The sequence below is a fragment of the Mucilaginibacter pankratovii genome (assembly GCF_014773265.1).
Lineage (GTDB): Bacteria > Bacteroidota > Bacteroidia > Sphingobacteriales > Sphingobacteriaceae > Mucilaginibacter > Mucilaginibacter pankratovii.
This window is the reverse complement of the sequence record NZ_JACWMY010000014.1, coordinates 19,034-43,144: the sequence shown is the minus strand read 5'-3', so window position 1 is coordinate 43,144 and position 24,111 is coordinate 19,034. Positions and strand designations below refer to the sequence as shown.

General features: G+C 45.7%; 25 protein-coding genes. 10 read left to right on the top strand and 15 right to left on the bottom strand.

Going from position 1 to position 24,111, the window contains the following annotated elements; translation table 11 throughout:
• Positions 1–164 precede the first annotated feature (164 nt).
• The gene (locus IDJ77_RS23200) at positions 165–1,418 is read left to right on the top strand and encodes an alpha/beta hydrolase-fold protein (RefSeq protein ID WP_191191373.1); all 1,254 of its coding nucleotides are present in this window, start codon (positions 165–167) and stop codon (positions 1,416–1,418) included.
• Positions 1,419–1,643: 225 nt separating this feature from the next.
• Here the strand turns inward: IDJ77_RS23200 and IDJ77_RS23195 are convergent, their stop codons facing one another.
• From IDJ77_RS23195 to IDJ77_RS23180, 4 genes are all read right to left on the bottom strand, one after another.
• Positions 1,644–2,234: a hypothetical protein gene (locus IDJ77_RS23195; protein WP_191191372.1), complete on the bottom strand. Its 591-nt coding sequence runs from the start codon at positions 2,232–2,234 to the stop codon at positions 1,644–1,646.
• Positions 2,235–2,451: 217 nt separating this feature from the next.
• Positions 2,452–3,504, bottom strand: coding sequence for a hypothetical protein (locus IDJ77_RS23190; RefSeq protein ID WP_191191371.1), 1,053 nt, complete (start codon positions 3,502–3,504; stop codon positions 2,452–2,454).
• A 213-nt stretch (positions 3,505–3,717) separates the two neighbouring features.
• Complete coding sequence (locus IDJ77_RS23185) at positions 3,718–4,791, bottom strand: lysylphosphatidylglycerol synthase transmembrane domain-containing protein (RefSeq protein ID WP_191191370.1); 1,074 nt, start codon at positions 4,789–4,791, stop codon at positions 3,718–3,720.
• 23 nt (positions 4,792–4,814) lie between these two features.
• A complete protein-coding gene (locus IDJ77_RS23180) occupies positions 4,815–6,233 on the bottom strand; it encodes an alkaline phosphatase family protein (protein WP_191191369.1) in 1,419 nt (472 codons plus the stop codon).
• A 176-nt stretch (positions 6,234–6,409) separates the two neighbouring features.
• Here IDJ77_RS23180 and IDJ77_RS23175 point away from each other — a divergent pair, with 176 nt between their 5' ends.
• Together IDJ77_RS23175 and IDJ77_RS23170 are read left to right on the top strand one after the other, a co-directional pair.
• Positions 6,410–6,964 carry a hypothetical protein gene (locus tag IDJ77_RS23175; protein WP_191191368.1) on the top strand — a complete coding sequence of 185 codons (555 nt, stop codon included), beginning with the start codon at positions 6,410–6,412 and terminating at the stop codon, positions 6,962–6,964.
• A 98-nt stretch (positions 6,965–7,062) separates the two neighbouring features.
• Positions 7,063–9,246, top strand: a complete 2,184-nt coding sequence (locus IDJ77_RS23170) for a TonB-dependent receptor family protein (RefSeq protein ID WP_191191367.1) — start codon at positions 7,063–7,065, stop codon at positions 9,244–9,246.
• 136 nt (positions 9,247–9,382) lie between these two features.
• On the opposite strand, the gene IDJ77_RS23165 is transcribed toward IDJ77_RS23170, so the two are convergent.
• The 3 genes from IDJ77_RS23165 to IDJ77_RS23155 all read right to left on the bottom strand — a co-directional run bounded on the left by IDJ77_RS23165 (position 9,383) and on the right by IDJ77_RS23155 (position 11,075).
• The gene (locus IDJ77_RS23165; protein ID WP_191191366.1) at positions 9,383–9,763 is read right to left on the bottom strand and encodes a response regulator transcription factor; all 381 of its coding nucleotides are present in this window, start codon (positions 9,761–9,763) and stop codon (positions 9,383–9,385) included.
• A gap of 105 nt (positions 9,764–9,868) precedes the next feature.
• On the bottom strand, positions 9,869–10,159 hold the full coding sequence (locus tag IDJ77_RS23160) for a putative quinol monooxygenase (RefSeq protein WP_191191365.1): 291 nt from the start codon (positions 10,157–10,159) through the stop codon (positions 9,869–9,871).
• Between the two features lie 331 nt (positions 10,160–10,490).
• A complete protein-coding gene (locus IDJ77_RS23155; protein ID WP_191191364.1) occupies positions 10,491–11,075 on the bottom strand; it encodes a thymidine kinase in 585 nt (194 codons plus the stop codon).
• A 75-nt stretch (positions 11,076–11,150) separates the two neighbouring features.
• Between IDJ77_RS23155 and IDJ77_RS23150 the strand changes: the two genes are divergently transcribed.
• Complete coding sequence (locus IDJ77_RS23150) at positions 11,151–12,305, top strand: hypothetical protein (RefSeq protein ID WP_191191363.1); 1,155 nt, start codon at positions 11,151–11,153, stop codon at positions 12,303–12,305.
• 18 nt (positions 12,306–12,323) lie between these two features.
• On the opposite strand, the gene rodA is transcribed toward IDJ77_RS23150, so the two are convergent.
• The 6 genes from rodA to purH form a co-directional block, all read right to left on the bottom strand.
• Positions 12,324–13,604, bottom strand: coding sequence for a rod shape-determining protein RodA (gene rodA, locus IDJ77_RS23145; RefSeq protein ID WP_191191362.1), 1,281 nt, complete (start codon positions 13,602–13,604; stop codon positions 12,324–12,326).
• Entirely contained in the window at positions 13,591–15,594 is a 2,004-nt protein-coding gene (gene mrdA, locus IDJ77_RS23140; protein ID WP_191191361.1) for a penicillin-binding protein 2, read from the bottom strand. Before mrdA ends, rodA begins: the two co-directional genes overlap by 14 nt.
• Positions 15,591–16,109, bottom strand: coding sequence for a rod shape-determining protein MreD (locus tag IDJ77_RS23135; protein ID WP_191191360.1), 519 nt, complete (start codon positions 16,107–16,109; stop codon positions 15,591–15,593). Before IDJ77_RS23135 ends, mrdA begins: the two co-directional genes overlap by 4 nt.
• On the bottom strand, positions 16,102–16,935 hold the full coding sequence (gene mreC, locus IDJ77_RS23130) for a rod shape-determining protein MreC (RefSeq protein ID WP_191191359.1): 834 nt from the start codon (positions 16,933–16,935) through the stop codon (positions 16,102–16,104). The genes IDJ77_RS23135 and mreC overlap by 8 nt, the downstream gene beginning before the upstream one ends.
• An 81-nt stretch (positions 16,936–17,016) precedes the next feature.
• On the bottom strand, positions 17,017–18,039 hold the full coding sequence (locus tag IDJ77_RS23125) for a rod shape-determining protein (RefSeq protein WP_067054626.1): 1,023 nt from the start codon (positions 18,037–18,039) through the stop codon (positions 17,017–17,019).
• Positions 18,040–18,454: 415 nt separating this feature from the next.
• On the bottom strand, positions 18,455–19,981 hold the full coding sequence (gene purH / locus IDJ77_RS23120; RefSeq protein ID WP_191191358.1) for a bifunctional phosphoribosylaminoimidazolecarboxamide formyltransferase/IMP cyclohydrolase: 1,527 nt from the start codon (positions 19,979–19,981) through the stop codon (positions 18,455–18,457).
• A gap of 185 nt (positions 19,982–20,166) precedes the next feature.
• Between purH and IDJ77_RS23115 the strand changes: the two genes are divergently transcribed.
• From IDJ77_RS23115 to IDJ77_RS23090, 6 genes are all read left to right on the top strand, one after another.
• Entirely contained in the window at positions 20,167–20,562 is a 396-nt protein-coding gene (locus tag IDJ77_RS23115; RefSeq protein ID WP_191191357.1) for a lipocalin family protein, read from the top strand.
• Positions 20,563–20,581: 19 nt separating this feature from the next.
• Entirely contained in the window at positions 20,582–21,019 is a 438-nt protein-coding gene (locus IDJ77_RS23110) for a hypothetical protein (RefSeq protein ID WP_191191356.1), read from the top strand.
• Positions 21,020–21,029: 10 nt separating this feature from the next.
• Positions 21,030–21,428, top strand: coding sequence for a hypothetical protein (locus IDJ77_RS23105; protein WP_191191355.1), 399 nt, complete (start codon positions 21,030–21,032; stop codon positions 21,426–21,428).
• A 70-nt stretch (positions 21,429–21,498) separates the two neighbouring features.
• The gene (locus IDJ77_RS23100; protein WP_224751210.1) at positions 21,499–22,047 is read left to right on the top strand and encodes an STM3941 family protein; all 549 of its coding nucleotides are present in this window, start codon (positions 21,499–21,501) and stop codon (positions 22,045–22,047) included.
• 5 nt (positions 22,048–22,052) lie between these two features.
• Positions 22,053–22,412 (top strand): hypothetical protein, encoded by a 360-nt coding sequence (locus IDJ77_RS23095; protein WP_191191354.1) that lies wholly within the window; start codon positions 22,053–22,055, stop codon positions 22,410–22,412.
• 188 nt (positions 22,413–22,600) lie between these two features.
• Complete coding sequence (locus tag IDJ77_RS23090) at positions 22,601–22,840, top strand: hypothetical protein (protein WP_191191353.1); 240 nt, start codon at positions 22,601–22,603, stop codon at positions 22,838–22,840.
• Between the two features lie 76 nt (positions 22,841–22,916).
• On the opposite strand, the gene purN is transcribed toward IDJ77_RS23090, so the two are convergent.
• Together purN and IDJ77_RS23080 are read right to left on the bottom strand one after the other, a co-directional pair.
• Entirely contained in the window at positions 22,917–23,495 is a 579-nt protein-coding gene (purN, locus tag IDJ77_RS23085; RefSeq protein ID WP_191191352.1) for a phosphoribosylglycinamide formyltransferase, read from the bottom strand.
• 46 nt (positions 23,496–23,541) lie between these two features.
• A complete protein-coding gene (locus IDJ77_RS23080) occupies positions 23,542–24,045 on the bottom strand; it encodes a hypothetical protein (protein ID WP_191191351.1) in 504 nt (167 codons plus the stop codon).
• Positions 24,046–24,111 lie beyond the last annotated feature (66 nt).

Genomic DNA, 24,111 nt, shown 5'->3' with positions numbered 1-24,111 from the left:
AAGTTGGGAATTTCCCATATTTTAGGTTGAAGTTATGCTGCGCTAAACTCCAACCAGTAGAGCATCTTCTCCTGCTATCATCTTTAATTCCAAACATTGCGAAGTATTCTGCAACATCATCATGAATTTGGCGTCTTTTATAACACATATATAAAACACCCTTCATGAAGTACTACCTACCCGGCCTTACGCTAAATAGTTCTGTTAAATTCTTTTTCTGCTGTATAGCCATCCTGGCAATGTCAGTTTGCGCGCACGCACAGGATAACAGCCCCTTTACTACAGGGTTTGAGGAAACCATTCCTTCGAAGATCTTAGCCCAACAGCGTAAAGTTTGGATCCATATCCCTACCAGCAACGGCGGAAATAAAGTTAAAGACCGTGGACATTACCCGGTGATCTATCTACTGGACGGAAGTGAGAATTTCAACACCGTTGTAAGTATTACCGAGCATATGGCCGAATCGAGCCTTTGTCCTCCTATGATCGTGGTTGGCATTGTACATTCTAACAGGCTTACCGAACTAACCACCGGGACCGATAAAGAATTGCCCGGTGTGGTTGGCAACGGCGAAAAGTTCATGGCTTATGTAGAGAAGGAACTTATTCCATATATCGATGCAACCTACCCCACCACCACTTATAAAACATTTATCGGTCACTCCCTTGGCGGATTAACGGTAATGAACGCGTTGCTGCATAAACCGGAGCTATTTAATTCTTATGTTTCGCTCGAGGCATCATTATGGTGGGATAATCAAAAACCCGTAAAAGAAGCGAAAACGATTTTGCCAGCTCAAAATTATAAAGGCAAAACATTGTTTATGGCCATGGCCAACCGTATGGAAAGAGGGGTTGACACATTAAGTGTTCAAAAAGACACCAGCGGGTCTACGGCGCTTATCCGCAGCAACTTGGAATTTATTAAAGACCTTAATAAAAACAAGAAGAACCAGTTGCGTTTTAAAGCGGGGTATTATGAAAACGATGATCACCCGTCTGTAAGATTGATCGGAGAATATGATGCGCTCCGGTTTATCTTTGATTTCTACAAGCTTAAAATTTACAACAGCGAATTAAAAGATCCCGGTTTTAAAATAGACTCGGTGCTGGTGGCGCATTACAAAAACGTTTCGGAACAAATGGGGTACCTGGTTAAACCAGGTGAAAGCCAGGTTAACAGCCTGGGTTACCAGATGCTGAACGCAAAGCAATACAAAAAAGCAGAGACATTATTCAAACTCAATATTGCCAACAACCCCGAAAGCGCCAATTGCTATGATTCACTGGGCGACCTATACCTCGCCACCGGCGATAAACCCAAAGCTATCCAAACTTTCAAAAAGGCTCTAACACTGCAGGCAATTCCGGAAACGAAAGAGAAACTGGAGAAGTTATTAAGCGGGAGTAAAAAATAATTCAACAAAAAGCACCTTACTTCTGCCACTGGTCGAAGTTTATACCTTCGACCGATGGTGGGGAATGAAATGGAGCCTGTCGAATGGCGCATGTAAAGGCCCTGGCCGCTATGGTTCGACAGGCTCACCATGATCCGCTACGCAAACATGCGCATGGGTAATTAAAAACACAAAAGCCACCGGTATTAACCGATGGCTTTTGTTTTGACAGATAAACGCTTACTTCTACAGCTCCTTCAACCAGGCCGCAACCTCTTCGCGGGCGGCTGTAATAACCGGTTTTCCCGCGCGGTAGTACATTTTCCATTGGCCGGGTTTGCGGCGATACTCTTCGTCGATAAATTCGCCGTTGGCGGTTTTGGCGCTAAAATCTACCTCGGCGGTAACCTTCATAAATTCTTCAAGGCGTTTCTTCACCATTTCCTGCGGATCGCCGGGATAGCTTTGTTCGCCGTTATCGCCGTTCAGCACTTTGTCCTTAGCCTTGTTTAACAGGCCTGATACACTGGGCATACCAAAGCGTTTGGCCTTGCCATAAAGCTGTTTGTTACGGAACTTTTTGTAATCGCTTGCAAAGGCGTCGGTTTGGGTGTAAGCTTTGGCCAGCTGCACCAGTTCGCGGGTGCAGGCCACGCGTACATCTACAGGCAGGCTGCGGGCTTTGTCTACCAGGTCGGTTTTAAAGTATACGTTGCTGGTTTTTACCGCCTGGAACATATACTCGTTGGCTTCTTTGCCGTCTACGTTTAGTTGGGTAAGTGCATCGCCTGTAAATGCCAGCAGTCCGATGGCTACAATAATAAGTTTGATTTTCATGATGATAAATTGTGTAATGGTTTAAGCAATTTTTGCTTGTTTACACAGACGACCATCAATAAAAAACGTTACAAACGCCGGTGGTTTTTATTACAATGCTAATTGGAGACCGAATTTACCTTACCGCAAACGCTGGGAAGCATCTTACAGACGAGATAACTGTCCCCTCAATAGATTTATCTATTTAAGATTGATTTTTGGGGTGGATAGTACCGAATCACAACACCTTAAACTTAACCGTTCCCGCTTGCTCCCAAACGCAAAGCGTTTTTCCATGGGGCAGTGCCGATGCCTGCAGAAACGCGCCCTTATCTATGGCTATGGTTTGTTTGCTTTTGAGAGACACCATCTTCACCGTGTCGTTTTGTTGATAGGTTAAGGCAAGGTTATCGCCGGTGCCGGAGATATCACAGTTGCGCCCCTTGGCAATAAAGGTTTCGGGCTGGCCGGCCTTTGCGAAATACACACCGCCTTTGCGTTGCCAGGTGGTGTAAATAGCCCCTTTATCGCCCAATAGTATTCCGCCGCCGTCCATGGTGCAGGCGTTCAATTTCCAGGTATCCAGGCCTAATTTTTGGGCAGCGCCAAAGGTTTTACCGCCGTTTGCCGACCTGGCTACATACAGATCGCGCGATCCCATCAGCCAGTTACGAAACATGATGGCAACCTCACTGCCATTTACGGCAATGTTGGGTTTGCAGCACTCACACACGTGCCCGTCTGGTGATTGATAGGCCATGGTGTTTTTCGTCCAGCGCATGCTTTTGCTACTTAGGGATGAAAAGTACACCTGGTTGTTACCACCGGTACGGATATCCAGCCAAACGGCGTAAAAGTTATCGGCCTTGTCGGCGGCAATGCTCATTAATCCTTCGGGTGCCGAGCCGGTTTTATCGTTAACGGTGCCCATGTTACTCCATTTGCCTGTGGCGTGGCTCTGGCGGAACCAATGGATGGCGCCTGCCTTATCCATAGCCGTTATAACCGTATAATTTAGCGAGCTGGTTACCTGCGGCCCGCGGGCCATACCCAAATGCATATTGGGTACGGTGGCCACCAAAACCGGGGCGGTAAAGCTTGCGCCACCATCGACAGATGTCACACAAAATATTTTGTCTTTATCCCCGTAAACCACCCGCACCACGCCTTTATTGTCAACAGCAATTTGCGGCTGCTGGCCCGGCGCAATGGTGCCGCTTTCATTCCCCTTAAAAGCAAAAATACATGCGATGATGATGACACTGAAAATAATGCCGAAGGTATTTCTCATGGTAGGGATAATTGGTTTTAGCCGCGCTTTTTTAGCGGGGTATGTTATTAACGCAAAAAAATGAATAACAGCTCGTTTTTTATTAGTTTATTTTATAAAAACACGAAAATTTTCGCACTTTTTTGCACACAGAAATGGCTGGTGTCCAGGTGCGTTCAGGGGTGTCCAATGCGTCCATAAAACAAAAACTGGACACCCTGAACGGTGGATGCCTTAAGCTTTTTTCATGGTTTGCTTCCGCAGCAAGTTAATCACCACATAAGCCCCAACCATCGCCGGGAAAAACAGCAGGAACGAGCGTTGCAACAACGTGAATATAGGCAGCAAAGTAGCCGGGATAATGGTACCGAACAGCTTGGAGATCAATACTTCGGCAAAGCCACTGCCACCCGGGCTTGGTGCAAAGTAAATGCCGAACTGGATAATTACCTGGAAGGCGATAACCTGCACCAGGTTGGCATTTACCCCGAGGCCCATCAGAATAACCCATTGCAGGCAGTACTTATTAAGGTAAAGCAGGGTGGTGATCAGCAAACTCAGCGGGAACAAAAACGGGTGCTGGCGAATGATAACGCTGCAGGTTTGCTGGTATTTACTGATGCTGATAAACGAATTTTCGGCCCATTTGCTTAGTTTTTCTTTCCGTTTAGGGAAGATGGATGATAAGCCATTCGCGATGTGTTTGATGATAGCGCCAACCCAAAGTGGTTTCCAAAAAGCCAGGATAAAAGCCATTAAAAACAGCAGGAAGAAGGTAAAACCAAACTTCAGCATCTGCGGCACAAAACTGCTTACCGAGCTGGTGTCCATCAGCATGATAGCTACGAAACCGGCCAATGGCATAAATATCAGCGTGGCGCCCATATTGATCAGGCTCACGGCAAAGGCATCAATAAATTTTACACCATTGCTGGTATACACAAAAATTTGAGCGGGACCAGCGCCGCCGTGTGCCGGGGTTACCGCACCCATAAACATATTAGCCACATTTGCCCTGAAGCTTACCCAATGCGATACGCCGGGTGCCAGCTTGCGGATGTAGATATGGTTGCGCCAGCTGCCCAGCTGCAGATCTACAAAAAGCATTACAAAACAAATGGCGATGTATTTATAGGAGATATGTTGAAGCGCCTTTACCGTATCGCCGGTATTGTTGTAAAAAAAGATGCCGGCAATGGTAATAACCGTTATCAGCGCGAACCAAAGGGCACCCTTTATGATAACGTTTTTGTTGAATACTTTATTTACTTCCTGCTTATCCGCAGTAATGGCTTCCTGCTCAGTCATTGTTGATTTTCCGTACTAATATATTAAAATAATGGCTCGCCTTCCGATTTTTCGGGCGTAATGCCTTTCCATTTCAGAATGCTGTCGAACAGGTCGGCAGTACGTGCGGGGCGGGTGTCCCAGCCTTTTTGGTTGTAGATCAAAGGCACGTGGATGTGCTGGCGATGCAGCGACCCGTGCGAACCCAAATGTTCCGGATATTCCCAAAAATCGCGCAGGTCATAACCTACAGCGGCGCTTATTACAATATCCCCTGCCCTGCGGCTCTGGAATAATTGGTAGATCTGGAAGATGGCATCCGGGTAATCGGTTTCAAAAGTAGCTTCCAAGATAGCACGGTGACCGGTGGCTTCTATCTTGCCGCCGTATTTCAGCACATCGGTAGTTAATGGTTCGTAGATAAATACATCATCCTTAACCGCTATTTTGGCTTTGCCTTCGTGGTTGTGGATGATAAAGGTTTGCTCCTCCTCGCCCCGGTAAATGGCAAAATCAACGGCATCTTCTTTGATCAGTTTCTCCAGGCGCTCCTGGCCCATTATTTTCATAATTTCCGCTTCGCGGAGCACATGGTCGCCCTCATGATCCAACAAGTGAATGCTGCCGAAGGAGTTACCCGATATCATTACCGCCGATTTTGGGTTTTGCTTCCAGATAACCGGGTAGTAAACAGATTTTAAACCGTTATTGGTCATCCAGTCGCCCAGGTCGAGGTGCTTGGTGGTTGGGGTGAGGCCGTGATCGGATGTCATTACAAACAACGTATCTTCCCACCAGCCTTTGCTTTCGAGCTTGGCGCGAACGGTGCCCAGGCTCCTGTCTACAATTTTATAAGCTTCTATCGTGCGCTCATCGCGGATATGGTGATAGTGCGAATCCCAATCCACACTGGGGAACACCGCAAACAGGAAATCGAAATCCTTACCCGATTCCAGCATCTCCATAATACGGGCATGCCCCTGCAGATCTACCGGGTGGTGGATCTGTTTAAAATGTGCTTTGGTGTACAGCCAGCCCTTACCTTTTTTGCCCAGATCGTTTTCATCAGGCACGTTCCGGGTGATCATGTTGTACATATTGTACGATTCGCCCATCAACTCAAACAGCGTAGGCTTATCCGGGTGCATATCGGTATTAAACCAGGCTGCTTCGGGGCCGCAATAGCTGCGCATGGCGTTTTTGTTCCAGCGTGTACGTTTAAATTCTTTTTTATCAAACCAGCGGATGCCGGTAATATCCTGCGTGCCGGGGAAGTGGCCGGTTAAAAATGGCAAATATGCCGGGCCTGTGGTAGAAGGGAAACAGGTAGTAGCCTTGCGGTAGGTACCCTCATCAATAATACGTTTTATATTGGGTAAAAGGCCCTGTTCTAATAGTTCGGGCAGTACCTCGCTATGCGCGCCATCCACCAAATAAAACAGCACACGCTTTTTGCTTTGCATCAGTATCAATTATGTTAGCGATAACCAAAAGTTGACTAAATGTCGTTTTCGGTCAATTCCGCAAAGTTAAATTAATTTGCTTAGTGTGAAACACCCGTTTGGCAATATAGCCAGGAAATGACCATTGCATTTTGTTAAATTTTAGTTAAAATTGCATTGTTTAGAACCATTATTAATTGAAACGGATTTTTGCCTTTGTAATGCTCAGTCTCCACCTGTTTAATTCGGGCGGATATTTGTTGTTACAGCAATACCAGGTTTACCGTACCGATAAGCAGATGAATGAGCTTATCAGCCAAAACCTATACAATCCAAATGCGCTGATAGAGGTAAAGGTAGCCCAGCACCTCCCCGGCGTTACCGAAACCTGGGGCGATTATAAAAATATCGACGGCCAGGTGCAGCTAAAAAACGCTTGCTACAATTACGTAAAATTAAAGGTAACCCGCGACACCTTATACCTGATGGTGATCCAGAACTACGCGAAGACTAAACTGATAGATAAAAACATCATCTACGCCAAACAGATAAACGATATCCCCCAGGGCGATAAAGACCACGATGGCTCCCTCAAAAAAGCAGGCTCGGATATTAAGTACAATCATTCTGTGCTTAATTATCAATTCATGGCGTTTGAGGATATCGCTCCAATAACTATTAAACCCATACAAGTTGGTTTAATAGATCCCTTCATCCCTGTTGCCGGCCAGCCTCCGGAGTTTTTAGGTTAACCCGAACAAAGGCGGCTATTATTTAAAATCCCTGCGCACAGGTTGCGGCAGGCTGTCGCTATTATTCATTATTCCTAAAAATCATTTACAAAACACACATGAAACATTTATATAAAATGTTGCTGTTTGGGCTATTTTCCATTGGCGTAAGCTATGCACAGGCACAACAAAAAGCGGTAAAGGATACCGTAAAACTCGATAGCGTTATTATTAAAGAAGGCCGCAGCAAACACCTGCCCGATCAAAGCGGCACTTATCTCTTCTCCGGCAAAAAAACAAACATCATTTACAGCGACCCGGGCAAGGCAAACTTATCGGGCAACGTAGCGCGGACTTTGTTCTCCCAAATTCCCGGCATCAATGTTTGGGAAATGGACGGCGCGGGATTGCAATTAAACATCGGCACGCGCGGGACGGACATGCACCGCTCCATAGAAACCAACATCCGCCAGAACGGATATAACACCAACTCGGATGTATTTGGCTACCCCGAAAACCATTACAATATGCCGTTCCAGGCCATTGGCGAGGTGCAGGTGCTGCGGGGCTCATCTGCACTACAATTTGGCAGTCAGTTTGGAGGAATGGTGAACTTTAAAATTAAAGAGCCTGATACCACCAAAACCTTCGGGTTAGAAAGCGAGCAAACTGTTGGCTCCAACCGTTTCTTTAACACTTACAATGCCATTGGCGGCAAAGTGGGCAAGATCAGCTATTACGCCTACTTTGATGCCCGCAGCGGCGATGGCTGGCGGCCCGACGCAGCGTTTAATTACCACGCTTTTTACGCCAACATCAAATACCAGTTCAACAACAAGGGCAGTCTTTCGTTCCAATTCTCCCGGTCGGATTATGTGCAGCAGATAGCGGGTGGCTTAACCGATGCACAATACGCGGTTACCAGCCGCCAGTCTAACCGTTTCCGTAACTTTTTTAATCCGGTTATTAATATACCTGCATTGTTGCTTAACTATAACTTCAGCCCAAAAACCAAACTGGAAGTCATCTCGCACTTTTTGGGTGGACAGCGCAACAGCGTGCAATTCATCGCACCCTCAAGTGTGAACGATACACTGAACACCACGCTAAAAACCTTTAACCCGCGGCAGGTAGACCGCGATTATTACACCAGCTTTACTACCGAAGCCCGCTTAGCGCACAGCTATAATTTGGGCGGATTGACCAGCACCCTAAGCACCGGCGTAAGATACTCCAACACGCTTACCAAGCGCCGGCAAAAAGGTGTGGGTACAACGGCAACCAATTTCGACCTGAGCCTGGTGAAGGACTACGGTATCGACCTGCATCTGCAAACAGATAATTACGCTGTGTTTGCCGAAAACCTTTTCCGCATCACCCATAAATTATCATTCACGCCGGGTGCAAGGATAGAGGTAATTAAATCATCGTTGACAGGTGTTGTAAACAACAGGACAACTAATGTTGATTACCACCAGAGCCGCAACCTCCCGCTGTTTGGCGCGGGCTTACAGTACCAGGTAAACAATAGCAGTCAGTTATACGGCAATATTTCGCAGGCTTACCGCCCGTATATTTATGCCGCGGTTACCCCCGCCGACCAGCTCACGATTGTTGACCCTAACATGAAGGACAGCCGCGGCTATGATATCGACCTGGGTTATCGCGGGCACATCAGGCAGGTATTTACTTTTGATATAAACGCCTTTTATGTACAGTATAAAAACCGTGCGGGTACTTTAACCGTGCAGGACGGGGGTGGCGCAAATCACCTGTATTTAACCAACATAGGCAACGCGGTTGCCAAAGGTGTCGAGGCTTATACCGAGGTATCTTTACTCCGTTCGTTCAACCCCCAATCGGGCAGCGATATCCGGTTATTTAACACCCTTGCGTATACAAACGGCAGGTACAAAACCGGTTCCATCAATGTATCGGGTATAAACAACAGCCTGGTTGGCCATCAAATAGAAGGCACCCCAACCTGGACCAACCGCACCGGCCTTACTTACTTAAGCGGCGCCGTAACCGGCACCGTATTGCTTAGCTATGTGGGCAAAAACTTTAGCGATGCCAACAACACCATCTTTAACCCGACCGGTGCAAGCGGAACAGTGCTGGCCTATAAACTGGTAGATGTGGCGTTTAACTACCGTTTCCTGAAAAACTACCACGTAAATTTCAATATCAACAATCTGCTGAACGAGAAATACTTCACCCGCAGGATAAATATGTATCCCGGCCCCGGCATTTTGCCCGGCGACGGTATAACGTTTAATGTGGGATTGGGGATAAAGATTTAGAGGCGCCCCACCCCCCACCCCCCTGAAGGGGGAGCAGAATTTAGAACGAGAAGCTAACAAAAAAGATAAAAAGTAAAGCCCGGCCAATTCATGTGGCTGGGCTTTACAATGTTTAAGCGTTTCAAAAGCTCCCCCTTCAGGGGGTTGGGGGGCTCGTGTACTTCTTCACTACTGCCGCCAATTCTGCCAGGTCAAACGGTTTTTTTAAATACCCATCGGCCATGCCAGCTTCGGCAATTTCTTTGATATTACTTACTGCCGATACGATGATCACCGGGATATGGCTGGTGGCCGGGTTAGTTTTCAGGTCTTTGCTTAATTGTTGCCCGTTGGCATCGCTGCTCCAATCGGTAAGCCAGTTATCAAGCAGGATAATATCGGGAGCAACTACATCCAATTGTTTCAGTATTTTAGCATTGTCGGATGATATTACCTCGTAGCCTTCATCCTCCAGGGCAAGCGTTACGGCATCCCTTATATCTTTATCATCCTCAATAACTAAAACTTTCTTAGCCATAATTACATTCCTATAGGTTGTGGTATCGATGCGAACTTAGGTTAACGTACTGTTTAACATTAACACTAAAGCAGATAATTTGTTTATTACGAAAAGCAAAAAACACTATATCAAACGGGTCAATATTTTCACTTCGGCGGGCTTTTCCAGCAACGCCGGGCATATGTGTACAAAATACTTATGATGCGGCGTTTCCATGTGTCGCGATAGCGTATCCTCATCGGTCCACTCCTCTTCAATTACATAGCGGGTAGCTTCATCCTTATATTGATAAAGTTCGTAGGCCAGGCAGCCCTCTTCCTTTACCGATGCATTCACCAACTTCTTTAATTCGGTATCAAACGCCACCTCCGCATCTTTTTTGCAATGCAGGTACGCTAACAAACTAATGCTCATAAACTTTTTTGTAATGGTAACCTGCAGGCGGGGCTGTTTGTTTATAAACAAATTGTAATATTATTGTGCGGATGTGCGGATCAATGTTGTCTACTTAAGAGTTGGCCTGTTGCGTAGCCTCACCCCAACCCCTCTCCAAAGGAGAGGGGCTAAAAGTCCTCTCCTTTGGAGAGGATTATTTCATGAGGGCTTCGCCGTTTAGGTGAGGTACAAAAAAGCTTAAGTAAACGACGTTGATGTGCAGATTAAACACAGCCTTAATTAATGGTAACTGATATTGTTAATTGCCTGCTGCAAACTGCGAACTGTGCTAACTGCAAACTGCCCACTACTACCCTACCGAGCCATCCAAATTAAAGCAATTGCGGCAGCGGGGTTCGTAGCTTTCTTTTTCGCCCAGCAGTATCTGGCTTTCGTCGGGCACCAGGCGGTACGAGTTTAAGGCCGGGCTACCACATTTTACACACACGGCGTGCAGCTTGGTTACCGATTCGGCCATGGCCATCAGCTCGGGCATGGTACCGAAGGGTCGGCCTTTAAAATCCATATCAAGGCCGGCAATAATTACCCTTACGCCGCTGTTGGCCAGGCTGCTTACTACACGCGGCAGGTCCTCATCAAAAAACTGGGCCTCATCAATACCAACAACCTGTATGTGCGCAGCGAGGGGTAAAATAGCTGCCGCTTTATCAACTGGTTTAGAAGGGATTGAATTAAGATTATGCGATACCAGGGCGCTTTTATCGTAACGGGTATCGGCCACAGGGCTAAATATCTCTACATGTACTTTGGCAATGCGGGCACGGTTAACCCGCCTGATCAGTTCTTCGGTTTTACCCGAAAACATCGACCCGCAGATCACTTCTATACTCCCGCCTATCTCGTTACGCCTTCTAAAAACTTCCTCTGTGTACAAACCTCAAAACTTTTGTGAGGGGCTAATATCAGAATTTTATACTATTTTTGATAAGCATTTTCCTAACATAATAGCATGAAGCAACAGGAAGTTTTTAAAAAGATAGGCGTAATAATACAGGAGATAAACGAACAGTATGAGTATCTGCAAGGTACCGTAGAAAACCTAAACGACCTGGAGCTTGAACTTTTTGTAGCCAACACCCACTTTTTAAAAGACCACGCCGAGATACTGCGCAAACTGAACGCCATAAAAAGCCAGCCCATTGCCAAAAGCAGTATTAAGGATGAGCCCAAATGGTTTGAACCCGTTGTACAGCCCGTGAAACCGGCCGGCGCGCCCTTTAAATTGGACACGCCGAAACCGGCCCATAACGACAGCATTAAATTTGAAATAGTACAGCCGGAAGAGGAATTACAGCTTGAACAAGCCGAACCCCTTGAAGAGCCTGCTCCGTCTATCGATTTAAGCAATGATACACCTGCCGATACATTTTCGTTTGAACGCGAAGAACCGGAGACCGTTCGCCATGAATTGGTTTTGGATGAGGCTGATAATTTTGAAGATGAGGAAGACGGGCAAAGCCAGGATGAAACCTTGTTAACACCCATTGCGGAGATAGAAGCAGAGGCTGAAGTGGAAAACCCGGAGCCCGAGGAAGAAGACCCTAAAACCGACGCTGAGCCTGAAGTTGTGGAGGAAACCCCGGAAGCAGAAAAAGCGCCGGAAGTGAAAGAAATACCCGAACCGGTAGCGGAGGCCCCTGAGCTGGAACCCGAAATTGAGGCGGAGGAAGAAGAAACCCAGGAACCGGAGCCTGAACTATTTGAAGAGCCAACGAAAAAAGGCAACAAGGTTTTGGCCGAAAGCATGGAAGATATACAGGTAGATAACCTGAAACCCAAAGCCGACGAACAGCCTCCGCTTACGCTTAACCAGCGTTTATCGGCACAAAAAAAAGAAAGCAAGCCTGTCGAGTTGGAAGCGGTTGAACCCTTATCTGATATCAAAGCTGCCATCACCCTTAACGATAAGCTCCTTTTTGTAAAGGACCTGTTTAAAGGTTATAACCTTGCCTATACCGAAGCTATTGAAATTGTGAACCGCTTTAGCAGTTTTGAAGAGGCCGACAGGTTCCTGAAAAACAATTACGTAACCAAAAACAACTGGGAAGGCAAAAAGGAAACATCAGACAAGTTTTATGCGCTGCTGAGAAGACGTTACGCCTGATTGCTTTAGCGATTTTCCTTACCCGTAAATAACCCCCATACGGTTACTATCCAGCTTAAGCAATATAAACAGCAGGATAGTAAAGCTCCAGAGGGAGGACCCGCCGTAACTGATAAAGGGCAACGGTATCCCAATCACCGGCATCAGCCCAATAGCCATAGCGATATTGATGAGTACGTGGAAGAAAATGACTGACGCTGCCCCATAAGCGTATATGCGCGAGAATGGCGCTCGTTGCCGTTCGGCTATCATAATAATGCGCAACAGTAAAAACAAGTAAAGCCCCAATACTACTACCGAGCCGGCAAACCCCCACTCCTCTCCTATGGTGCAAAAAATAAAGTCGGTGCTTTGCTCGGGTACAAAGGCGTACTTGGTTTGCGTACCCTGCAAATACCCCTTACCCCAGGCACCACCCGAACCGATGGCAATTTTAGATTGGTTTTGGTTATAGCCAACATGCTTTTTATCCTTGCTAAGGCCCAGCACAACATCAATACGATCGCGCTGGTGTTTTTTTAAGCCATTATTGTATAAGGGCTTAACTGCAAAAACAAAGGCAATACTTATCGCAGCCCCTATTATTAATTTAAATATCAGCGGCCGGTTTCGTTTTATAGAGAGGGCGATAAGCGTGGTAGCTATCGCTATCGCGATAATTACGTACCAGGAATTAAATATAAGCGATGTTACAAATAGCGTTATCAGCAGGCCTACAATGATCAAAAAGTATGGCGACAAGCCCTCGCGGTAAAGCACAAATATCAGGGAGCAAAACACCAGGGTAGAGCCATCATCCGGCTGCATTTTAATAAGCATCATCGGCAGCAAAATAATAGCACCCGCTATCAGGAACGACTTGGGATCAGTTACCTTTACGTTGGTAGCGCTGAGATATCGCGCCAGCAGCAAGCACGTAGCAAATTTTGCAAACTCCGATGGCTGCAGCTTAAAGCCGCCGCCAAGATCTATCCAGGCCTGGTTACCACCTACCCCACGCCCGACTACCAGTACCAGTATCAATAGTATAACTGTTACCACGTATATGGCCGGTGCCAGCGCCGAAAGGAAACGGCTCTCTAAAAGCAAAATAACGGTACCGATAATAATGCCCGACACGATAAAAATGAATTGCTTACCATATTGGGTATCAAAATCAAGAATGCTGGGTTTGTTCTCATCAAAAACCGCAGCATGGATATTGAACCAGCCAACAAGGCACAGGCTAAGGTAAATGAGTACAGTTACCCAATCTACATTTAAAAAAAAGCTGCGCTGCTGGTTGTTATTGTAGCTCATCGTCCTTTCGTTTTGGCAGCATGGCCGATGGTTTACTCACCGGCGCTTTTTGCGGTAGTTTATTTGATGCCGCTTTCAATTTTAATTTAGAGACAGAATCTGCCTGGGCTTTTTTCACGCTATCCAAACGTAATTGCCTTTTGTCTGCCGCGGATAGCACCGGCGGCGGCAACAGGTTGGCATTCATGTAATAGTCCGGATTGATGCCCGACGAACGTGTGGAGATCTTACCGGTTAAATATTTTTCTACAATAAAGCTGGCAATAGGTGCCGCCCATGTTGCTCCCTGGCCCGAGTTTTCTACCACAACTGCTATAGCAATTTTAGGATTATCGCGCGGGGCGAAGGCCACAAATACGGAATTATCTCTCTTATTTTTCACCTCGGCGGTACCTGTTTTTCCACACATAATAATGCCGGGGATTTTTGAGCCTGCCGCAGTACCAAAATCAACTACCTGCTGCATCCCCTCAATTGCCGGGTGGAAGTATTGCGAATCTACGCCCACATAATTACGCACGGTGTATTCGTGTTTAATAACCTGTTTTTCGCCTATCGCTTTTATCAAATGGGGTTTATAATAGAACCCGCGATTGGCTATAACAGCTTCGATATTGGCTAATTGCAAAGGCGTTGCCAAAAGCTCTCCCTGCCCTATTCCCAGGGAGATAACCGTACTGGAACGCCAGCCGCCTTTTTTGTAAATTTTATCATAAAAAGCAGCTTTAGGCAACAGGCCCCTGCTTTCGCTCGGCATATCAAGGTCCAGCCGGCCACCTAAACCGAATTTGGCCACATTGTTTCGCCAGGCGTTGTATCCGGTATCAATATTACGCGCGCCGAAACGGTTCACTAATTTCTCAAACACCATATCAAAATACCCGTTGCAGGAATGGGCGATGGCCTGACTTAAACTTACGGCCCCATGAACCTCATTATGGAAACATTTTATGCGGCGGTTACCCGACTGGTAATAGCCACGGCATACATAAACCGTTTGCGGCGTGATCATGCCTTCCTGCATGGCAATCAAAGCGCTCAGGGGCTTAAAGGATGAACCCGGCGGGTACAATGCCTGCACCGGGCGGGTAAAGAATGGCTTATATGGATCTTTATATAATTTGGCAGCGTTGTTACCACGCTCTCTGCCAACCAACAAATTCGGGTCGTAAGTAGGGCTGCTTACAAAAGCGAGGATCTCGCCGGTTGAGGGTTCTATGGCCACAATGCTGCCCACTTTGTTCCGCATCAGGGCTTCGCCCAGTTTTTGGATATTCATATCCAATGATGATACCAGCCTGTCGCCAGCAACCGCACTGGTATCAAAAGCACCGTTTGCATAAGTACCTTTGCGCACATTGCGCGAATCTACCATCCAGTTTTGTACGCCGCGCTGGCCGCGTAAAACAGTTTCGTATGATTTTTCTACACCGGTGATGCCGATGTAATCGCCGGGACTGTAATAGCCGCCGGAGCGCTTAATAATAGGATCGGTAACTTCACCAATGTAACCCAGAAACTGCGCTGCAGCCGAATCAGGATATGTACGTACGGGCCTTTGCTGCGGAAAGAACCCGGGAAATTCCGAAAGCCGCTCCTGGAAGGATGCATATAATTGTGCCGACAACTGCTTCTCGAAAACAGAGGCGCGGTAAGGCGAGTACTTACGGGCTTTGATGATACGTTTATCATAACCTTCCCTATCAATGCCCAGCAGTTTGCAAAACTCCACAGTATCAAAGGCGGTTACCTGTTTGGGTATCACCATAATATCGTAAACGGGCTCGTTCTGCACCATTATTTTGCCATTACGGTCTAATATGGGTCCGCGGGCGGGGTACTGGATCATTTTACGCACCACGTTCTGGCTGGCGTAAAGGGCATAGCGGTCGTCAACCACCTGTATGTAAAACAAGCGGCCCAGCAATACCAATATAAAAGCTATGAAGATACCGGCAACAATGTAGCGCCGTTCAAAAAAACTGTTCATTTACGCTCTTTCCTTCTGAAAAATAACAGCCCCGAAATCAGCATTAAAAATACTGTAAATATTGAACTCAATAAAAAGCGGCTTAGTGTGTATTGTATTTCAGTTAGGCGAAAAACTTCCAGGTTGAAGAGGAAGAAATGATGAAATAAGGTAAGTACCAGCGCATAAGTAAAAAACCAGCGGAAGCCCATAATACTTAGTGTTGGCTCGGGCTCGTTATCAAAGCCATCCTTCTGTACCGTTATACTGATGAACATTACACGCACCAGGGCCAGAACCGTACACGCCGCGGCATGCAGCCCGGGCGTATCGTAAAACATATCAATAGTTAAGCCTACTAAAAACGACAGGATGAACAGCACTATATTCGGTGTTTCGAAGGGCAGCAGCAGGATAAAAAGGATATAAAGATAGGGCGTGCTCAAATCGTAAAGCGCTACATTCTTCAGCAGGAAAACCTGCAGGAAGATGAGCATAATAAAACGCACCAGGTTCATCAGGATAATTCTACTCATCTTTCTTCTCCTGGGCCTCCAATCCCGCCTGCTCGGTGGCAAGCTTATTGTTTATCACATACACATACTCCAGCTTGCTAAAATCTACCGACAACGCCACTTCCATGTTCAGGAAAAAGCCCGCTCCTTTTGCATTCAGCTTGCTTACTTTACCAATTGGTATGCCTGCCGGGAAAAGCGACAGCTGCGAGGTTACTACCATTTCGCCAATTTTTGGCTGCGCGGTGTTCGATACATCTACCAGCAAACCTTTATGCGGGTCGAGGTCGTCGCCCCATTCCAGGTAGCCTATCTCTTTATTGGTTGCCAGCATAGCGCTAAAGCGCGAATCTTTATGCAACAGGGATTGTACAATAGAAATATGCTCGCCCACCAGCACTACTTTACCTACAACACCCGCGCCGGTTATTACCCCCATGCCTTTTGCTACGCCATCCTTACTCCCCTTGGTTATGGTGAGGTAGTTATTGCGTTTGTTAACCGAGTTGTTGATCACCTTGGCATCAATGTACTCGTATTGTTGCTTGTAAATGGTATCGTTAACCACATGCTTTGCAACAGAATCTAAAAACTTAGAGGAGCGCAACTGGTTGCGCAGATCGGCATTCTCTTTTGCCAGCTGATCGTTCACCTCCCGCAGCGAAAGGTAGCCTTTCACCTCGTCGGCCCGGGTATAAAACTCGCTGATTACCTTATTGGTGCTGTTGATGAATGTAGCCTTCTGAAAAGAGTTGTACTTAACGTAAATAATAAGCGAAGCGATCTCGAAAATGAGAAACAAAAAGAATGCGTTGTACTTAGTGATAAATATCAGGAGGTTACGCATTGCGGTAAGTAGTGAATAGAAAGTGGTGAGTGGAGAGTTGTGAATTAACTACTCACTATTCTCTACTCACCACTCACAAAATTATTGCATTAAAAACTTAAAGTTACCAATATTTTTAAGGGCGGTACCTGTGCCGCGTACTACGGCGCGCAGCGGGTCTTCGGCAACGTGTACGGGCAGTTTGGTTTTTGCAGCTACACGTTTATCAAGGCCGCGCAATAATGCGCCACCGCCTGTAAGGTAAATACCGGTTTGGTAAATATCCGCAGAAAGCTCAGGCGGAGTTATCTCCAACGCTTTTAAGATCGCTTCCTCAATTTTAGAGATTGATTTATCCAGGCAATGTGCAATTTCGGTGTACGATACGGTGATCTGTTTTGGCACGCCGGTCATCAAATCGCGACCCTGTACGGCGAAATCTGCAGGTGGTTCAGAAAGCTCGGGAAGAGCGGCACCTACTTCAATTTTTATTTTCTCGGCAGTACGGTCGCCAATCATGATATTGTGCTGGCGGCGGATGTACTGAACAATGTCCGAGTCGAAGTTATCACCCGCAACGCGAATACTCTGGTCGCAAACGATACCAGACAGCGCGATAACGGCAATCTCGGTTGTACCACCACCAATATCAATGATCATGTTACCCATTGGCTCTTCCACGTCGATACCGATACCTACGGCAGCAGCCATTGGTTCGTATATCAGGTACACTTCTTTAGCGCCTGCAATTTCGGCGCTATCGCGTACCGCGCGTTTCTCCACCTCGGTAATACCCGATGGGATACAGATAACCATCCGAAGCGACGGAAAGAACCATCCTTTACCCTGGTTGATCATTTTTATCATCCCGCGGATCATCAGCTCGGCGGCGTTAAAGTCAGCAATTACACCATCCTTAAGCGGGCGCACGGTGCGGATGTTATCGTGAGTTTTACCTTCCATTTGCATAGCCTGGCGGCCAATGGCAATAACCTTGTTTGTTGTACGGTCAAAAGCTACTATCGATGGTTCATCAACAACAACTTTATCATTATGTATAATGAGGGTATTGGCGGTACCCAAATCTATGGCGATCTCTTGAGTGAAAAAATTAAATAAACCCATGTGGCGTTATTTCAAATATTTTGCAAAGTTAATAATAATAATGAACACGAATTTTCACGAAACTGACCGCTTCGATACGAATTTCACGAATTAAAACTAATTAATAGTTAATAACTCCCGATTTGTATAATTCGTGCCTTTGCGTCGATTTTTATTCGCTAAAACCTTCGTGTAAGTTCGGTTTTATTTATCGGATTAGCGCCTTTCTTTTCTATGGAATTGGCGTTAATTCGTATAGTTTGTGTTATAAATTTTATTCGGTTTTTTTAGAGGATGCTTATGGCGTTGCCTTCGGCCCGGGTTATCCGCTTATACTGCACAGGCATTAGCCACAGGCCGGTATCCGCTTCTACCCCTAACGCGAGAGCACCATTTTACAACCACTCACCATTCTCAACTCACCACTCACCAACCCTTAGTGCTTAAAGTGCCTTATACCCGTGGTAACCATGGCAATGCCTTTTTGGTTACACATATTGATAGAATCCTGATCCTTTATCGACCCGCCCGGCTGCAAAACGGCTGTGATACCGGCATCAGCAGCAATCTCCACACAATCCGGGAAAGGGAAGAAAGCATCTGATGCCATTACAGCACCTTTCAGGTCGAAACCAAAGCTTTCTGCTTTGATGATGGCCTGTTTCAGGGAATCTACCCTTGAGGTTTGGCCAACACCGCTTGCCATCAACTGGTTGTTTTTGGCGAAAACGATGGTGTTTGATTTGGTATGTTTTACCACCTTGTTGGCAAAGTACAGGTCTTTCAGCTCTTCGGTAGTAGGTTTTTTATCGGTAACCGGGTTCATCTGTGCAGGGCCTTCTATTACCAGGTCCATATCCTGCTCAATAACACCATTCAGCAGGGTTTTAAATTGCTTTGTTGGCAATTCAACCTTATTGCGGATAAGCACGATGCGGTTCTTTTTGGCAGTTAATACTTTCAGTGCATCATTGGTATAAGCCGGAGCGATCAGTACCTCGTAGAATATCTTATCTATTTCCAAAGCAGTTGCCTCGCAAACCTCAGCATTGGTGATCAGTACACCGCCAAAGGCCGAAACCGGGTCGCAAGCCAATGCATCTAACCAGGCCTCTTTGGTATGTAAACGACTGGCAATACCGCAGGCGTTGGTATGTTTCAGGATAGCGAAGGTTGGCTCTGTAAACTCGTTTATTAAAGCAACAGCAGCATCAACATCTACCAGGTTGTTATAAGATAGTTCTTTACCGTTCAGTTTGGTGAACATGGCTTCCAGGTTACCATAGAAGGTACCCTTTTGATGCGGGTTTTCGCCATAACGCAGGGTCTGGCTGGTTTGGATGCTCTGTTTAAAAACAGGCATCGGCTCCGCCTGGTCGAAATAATTAAAAATATGCGTATCGTAGTTCGACGAGATATTGAATGCTTTTTGCGCAAAAGTGCGGCGCTGATCGATAGTGGTAGCACCATCCTGGCTTTTCAGGATCTCTTCTAAAATACCGTAATCGTTCTTAGAAGCCACGATAACCACATCTTTAAAGTTCTTAGCAGCCGCGCGGATCAACGAGATACCGCCAATATCTATCTTCTCGATGATATCTTCCTGGCCTGCGCCCGAATTTACCGTTTCTTCGAAGGGATAAAGATCTACGATCACCAGGTCGATTTCCGGGATGGCGTATTGCTCCAGTTGCTGCGCATCGCTATCTAAACCACGGCGCGATAAAATACCGCCGAACACCTTTGGATGCAAGGTTTTTACACGGCCGCCCAGTATAGACGGGTACGAGGTAAGATCCTCAACCGCTATCACATCAACACCAAGGTCGCGGATAAACGTTTCGGTACCACCGGTTGAATATATGTTGACACCAAGGCGATTCAGCTCGTGAATTATCGGCTCGAGGTTGTCTTTGTAATAAACGGAAATAAGGGCATTTTTTATTTGAACAGACTGGCTCATTTGCAGGGCGTTTTTTGAGCCGCAAAGGTAGGGATTAGAGTTTAGAGATTTGTGATTAGAGAATAGTTTTTTTTACGTAGTTTGTAATTGATGCTTAGGCAGATAAAATTTACTTATCGCAATAAAACTGCTGCCTTATTTGTAGCGTTATGGTGGGATAGCACGTAATGTTAAAAAAGCCAACTATGAAAACTTTAATTAAACTATCGGCAATGGCAATATTGCTATTTGTAGCCGCCTGTAAAAAAGAAAGTAAGCCTGCAATAAACGCTTCCTTATCGGGCAAATGGCAGGCCCAGGTGCAAACCACCGATGGCACCGGTATGCCGGTACGTATAACGCCGCCAACACCGGGGTACCTGCAATTTAATGCTAATGGCACCTTAGAAGGCACCGTTTTGGATAATTACGAAAGCTATGTAATAAAAGATAACACAACCCTGGTTTTTACGGCGGACGACCACACTACCACTCAAAACTACCGTTACACCATCACCGGCAATGAACTAAACCTGGTACCCGATGGGCCCATACATTGCTTTGACAACGGCTGCGGCTATTATTTTACAAAGGCCAATTAAAATCCATCATAAACACCTTATGAAAACATTAACTAAGCTATCCGCCTGCCTTATTATCTTTTTAGCTGCGGCCTGTACCAAAATGCAGGAAGTGGTTTTGATCAACACTCCGCTCACCGGCACCTGGAAATTAAACGCAACTTATATGGACCCGGGTAATGGCAGTGGCACCTACCGCCCTGTTGACAACCCCGGCAACAACAGTATCACCCTCAAAACCAACGGAGCGTTAGAAGTTAGCGGGTTAGACGATTCGGAGAATTTTTTACTCCATTTTTCGCAATACAAAAGCTTTACCATACAGGATAGTGTAACCCTTGTATTTAAAGAACATGCTAACAATAACACGCAGAAATTTATCTATAAAATAGAAGGCGATCAGCTATCGTTAATACCCGCCGGGCCTGTAATGTGTATTGAGGGTTGCGGCATCAGGTTTAAAAAGGCTGGCCAATAAATTGCAGGAAATGAAAGCTACGGCAAAAATTCTATCGATATTATTTATCATCGGCATTATTGTAGCGGGTTGCACCAAACAGGGCGCCACGCCAAATGCATCGCTCACCGGCAAATGGCGCTTTGTTGGCAGCCGGCAAAGCAGCGGTGGCCCAATGTATTGGGTACCTGCAACCAATAACAACAATTATTTGGAGCTGAAGGCAAACGGAACTATGGAATGGACAACCGGCAATGAATATAAAAAATACACCTTAACAGATAGCGTTACCCTCACCATGACCCATGCCGACGGCAGCAATTATCAAAATTACTATTACAAAATAAAGGGCGACTCGCTTGGCATTAGCCCGATCGCCCCAATACGATGTTATGAGGGCTGCTCTGAGCATTTTGTAAAGGTGAAATAGAATTTACGCCGGGCGGATTTGCGGCAATGGGTTAAGGTTGCTATTTTAGGGCATCGCAATTAACCACATCATGGCCAATAACCTGCAATTAAGCCCCCCTATTGAGATTCCCTTAAGCAAAAAGAAAATGCTACTGATGGCAGTCGGTTCGGTAGCCTTTGTTGCGGCAGGCTTTTGGTTTATCACCCATCCGGGTATCAGGCTATTCGGCAACAAACCTTACCCGGTATTCACCACCATTATCGGCTATGCCGCAATAGCATTCTTTGGATTTTGTGCATTTTGCCTCGGCAAGAAACTATTTGATACCAAACCCGGGCTGGTTGTAAACGAGGAAGGTGTTACAGATAATTGCAGCGGTTTTTCATTCGGCCTTATCCCCTGGGCAGATATGGAAGATATTTACGTGATAGAAATTGGCAGGCAAAAACTGATCATGGTATTGGTCAATAATCCCGACGAGTACATTAACCGCCAAACTAACGCGCTGATGAAAAAACTGGCGGCTATGAATTATCGAAGCTATAAAACGCCGGTAAGTATTACCGCTAATACGCTGCAATATGATTTTGAGGAGTTGTATGTGTTGTTGAGGACATGTATGGAAGGGGCAAAGTAGTATAGATGGACAAAACAACCGAAATAGACATCAACGACTATTCCTTTCACGATTCTGAAATTCTGGAAGTTAGGGAGACCAACTATCAGATTTTAGAATTCCTGATAGATTTTCCTACTGATTGGGAAAAGAATGTTTTTGAGCGCCATGTAATAAGCTTCCATGACGTGATAAATTACAGCATAAAGGAAATTCCGTTTGAAGTAACTATAACAATATTGGATATTAATGATTTAGGAAGCGTTACACGCACATGGGGACAAGGTAAAAACGCGATGAAAGCGACGAGAAATAGTATCGAAATTGTCACTAATGCCGGAAGCAGAAAAATTGAGTATAGCACCTGTCACTTCAAAAAAGCCTAACCGCGACCCTATCGCTACGGCCTCATCTTCGTCAACAAATCCTCTATCACTTTCGGGGAATGCTGGTGCTGTAATAGTTTTACTATTTCGGATTATAAAAGGTTGAAAGGTAAATTATAAATAACATAGAGTAGTTAAAAACTACTATAGCGCCTTACGATTAACCTCAATACTCTTAACTTAGTATTATGACAACTGTTATCATTCAATCCGACTCAGATAAAAAAACGTCGTTGCTTATGCAATTGGCTGAAGAGTTAGGCTTATCTTCGGAAGCGCAAACCTTCCATGATTTGACTGTAAATGATATGGTGACGGGCATTGGCAGGAAAGCAACTGATGAAGAATTAATAGCTTACCTTAACAAAGGAATCGATGATAAGCCAATAGACATCGATGTTGCGTTTGCCAAATATTTTCATGAATAGTACTTTGTGAAAGTCACAATAACACCAAAAGCGATTGAGGTACGAAGTAATTCATGGTTCACTACTCAGCTAATCTCTAACTCCGCATCTTCTTCAGCAAATTCTCTATCACCTTCGGGAAGTGCATATGCTCCAACTGCTGACCCTTAAATTTAACGATCTCCAGGGTATCACCGGGTTCAATTTTAAATTTCGACTGGTGAATAACCTCCCCCTCATCAAACTCGGCATTTACAAAATGAATAGTAATGCCCGATTCCTCCTCGCCAGCCGCTAAAATGGCCTTGTGCACATTATCGCCATACATACCCTTACCGCCAAACTTAGGCAGCAACGCCGGATGGAGGTTAATGATCTTATTAGGGAATGCTTTCAACAGGCTTTTAGGTACCAGCCACAGGAAGCCCGCTAATACAATAATATCTACCTGCAGGTTTTTCAGCAGGGATATTACATCATCGCTATCGTAAAATTCGGCGCGGGTAAATATGTGCGAGGGAATCTCAAAATTATCGGCACGCTGTAAAACGTAGGCCTGCGGGTTATTGGTTAGGATCAGTACAACCTCAGCATCGGCATTACGCTTAAAATGCTCCATTATCTTCTGCGCGTTAGACCCTGATCCTGAAGCAAAAATGGCTATTCTCTTTTTCAAAATGGCTTGTAGCTTTGGTTACTGCAAAGTATAAAAAAATTGCAAGTTATCGTGTAGTTACTTCTTTTTGGCGTATAAATCCCCAACGGTATATGGTTCGCGGCTGGTTAGATGTATAATAAGCCTGGGTATCGCCCGTTTGCAGCACCATCGAAAACTCGCCCAGGTTACTTATCTGCGCATTGGCAAATGGTTTCGAACTACCCACAGTGCTATTATCCAAACAAACCATATCGGCAAACAGCGTCAGTTTAGTATCGCTTAAGCTATAGCTACCCTTTGCTATGGCCTGGTCCTTACAATCGAAATTGGTATAGGTGCAGCTGCCATCTTTATAAAACTTAAATATCTGGGTAGTGTCGCAAGTTATGGTATCGGTAGATTGCTGGGTATCGCCTATATAATTGTAGACCTGTACCGACGCCAGTTCCCACTGCCTGATGGTTAGCAGATTGGGGATATTGCTTTGGTCGGTTTTTTTACAGGAATTAACCGCTAACGTAACAAGCAGCAATACAGGTAAACACCAAAAACTTATTTTTTTCTTCATCCGTTAATTAATTGCAAAAATAGGAATTCCCTTTACATAGAGGCCCACGGCAATCAATATAACTCC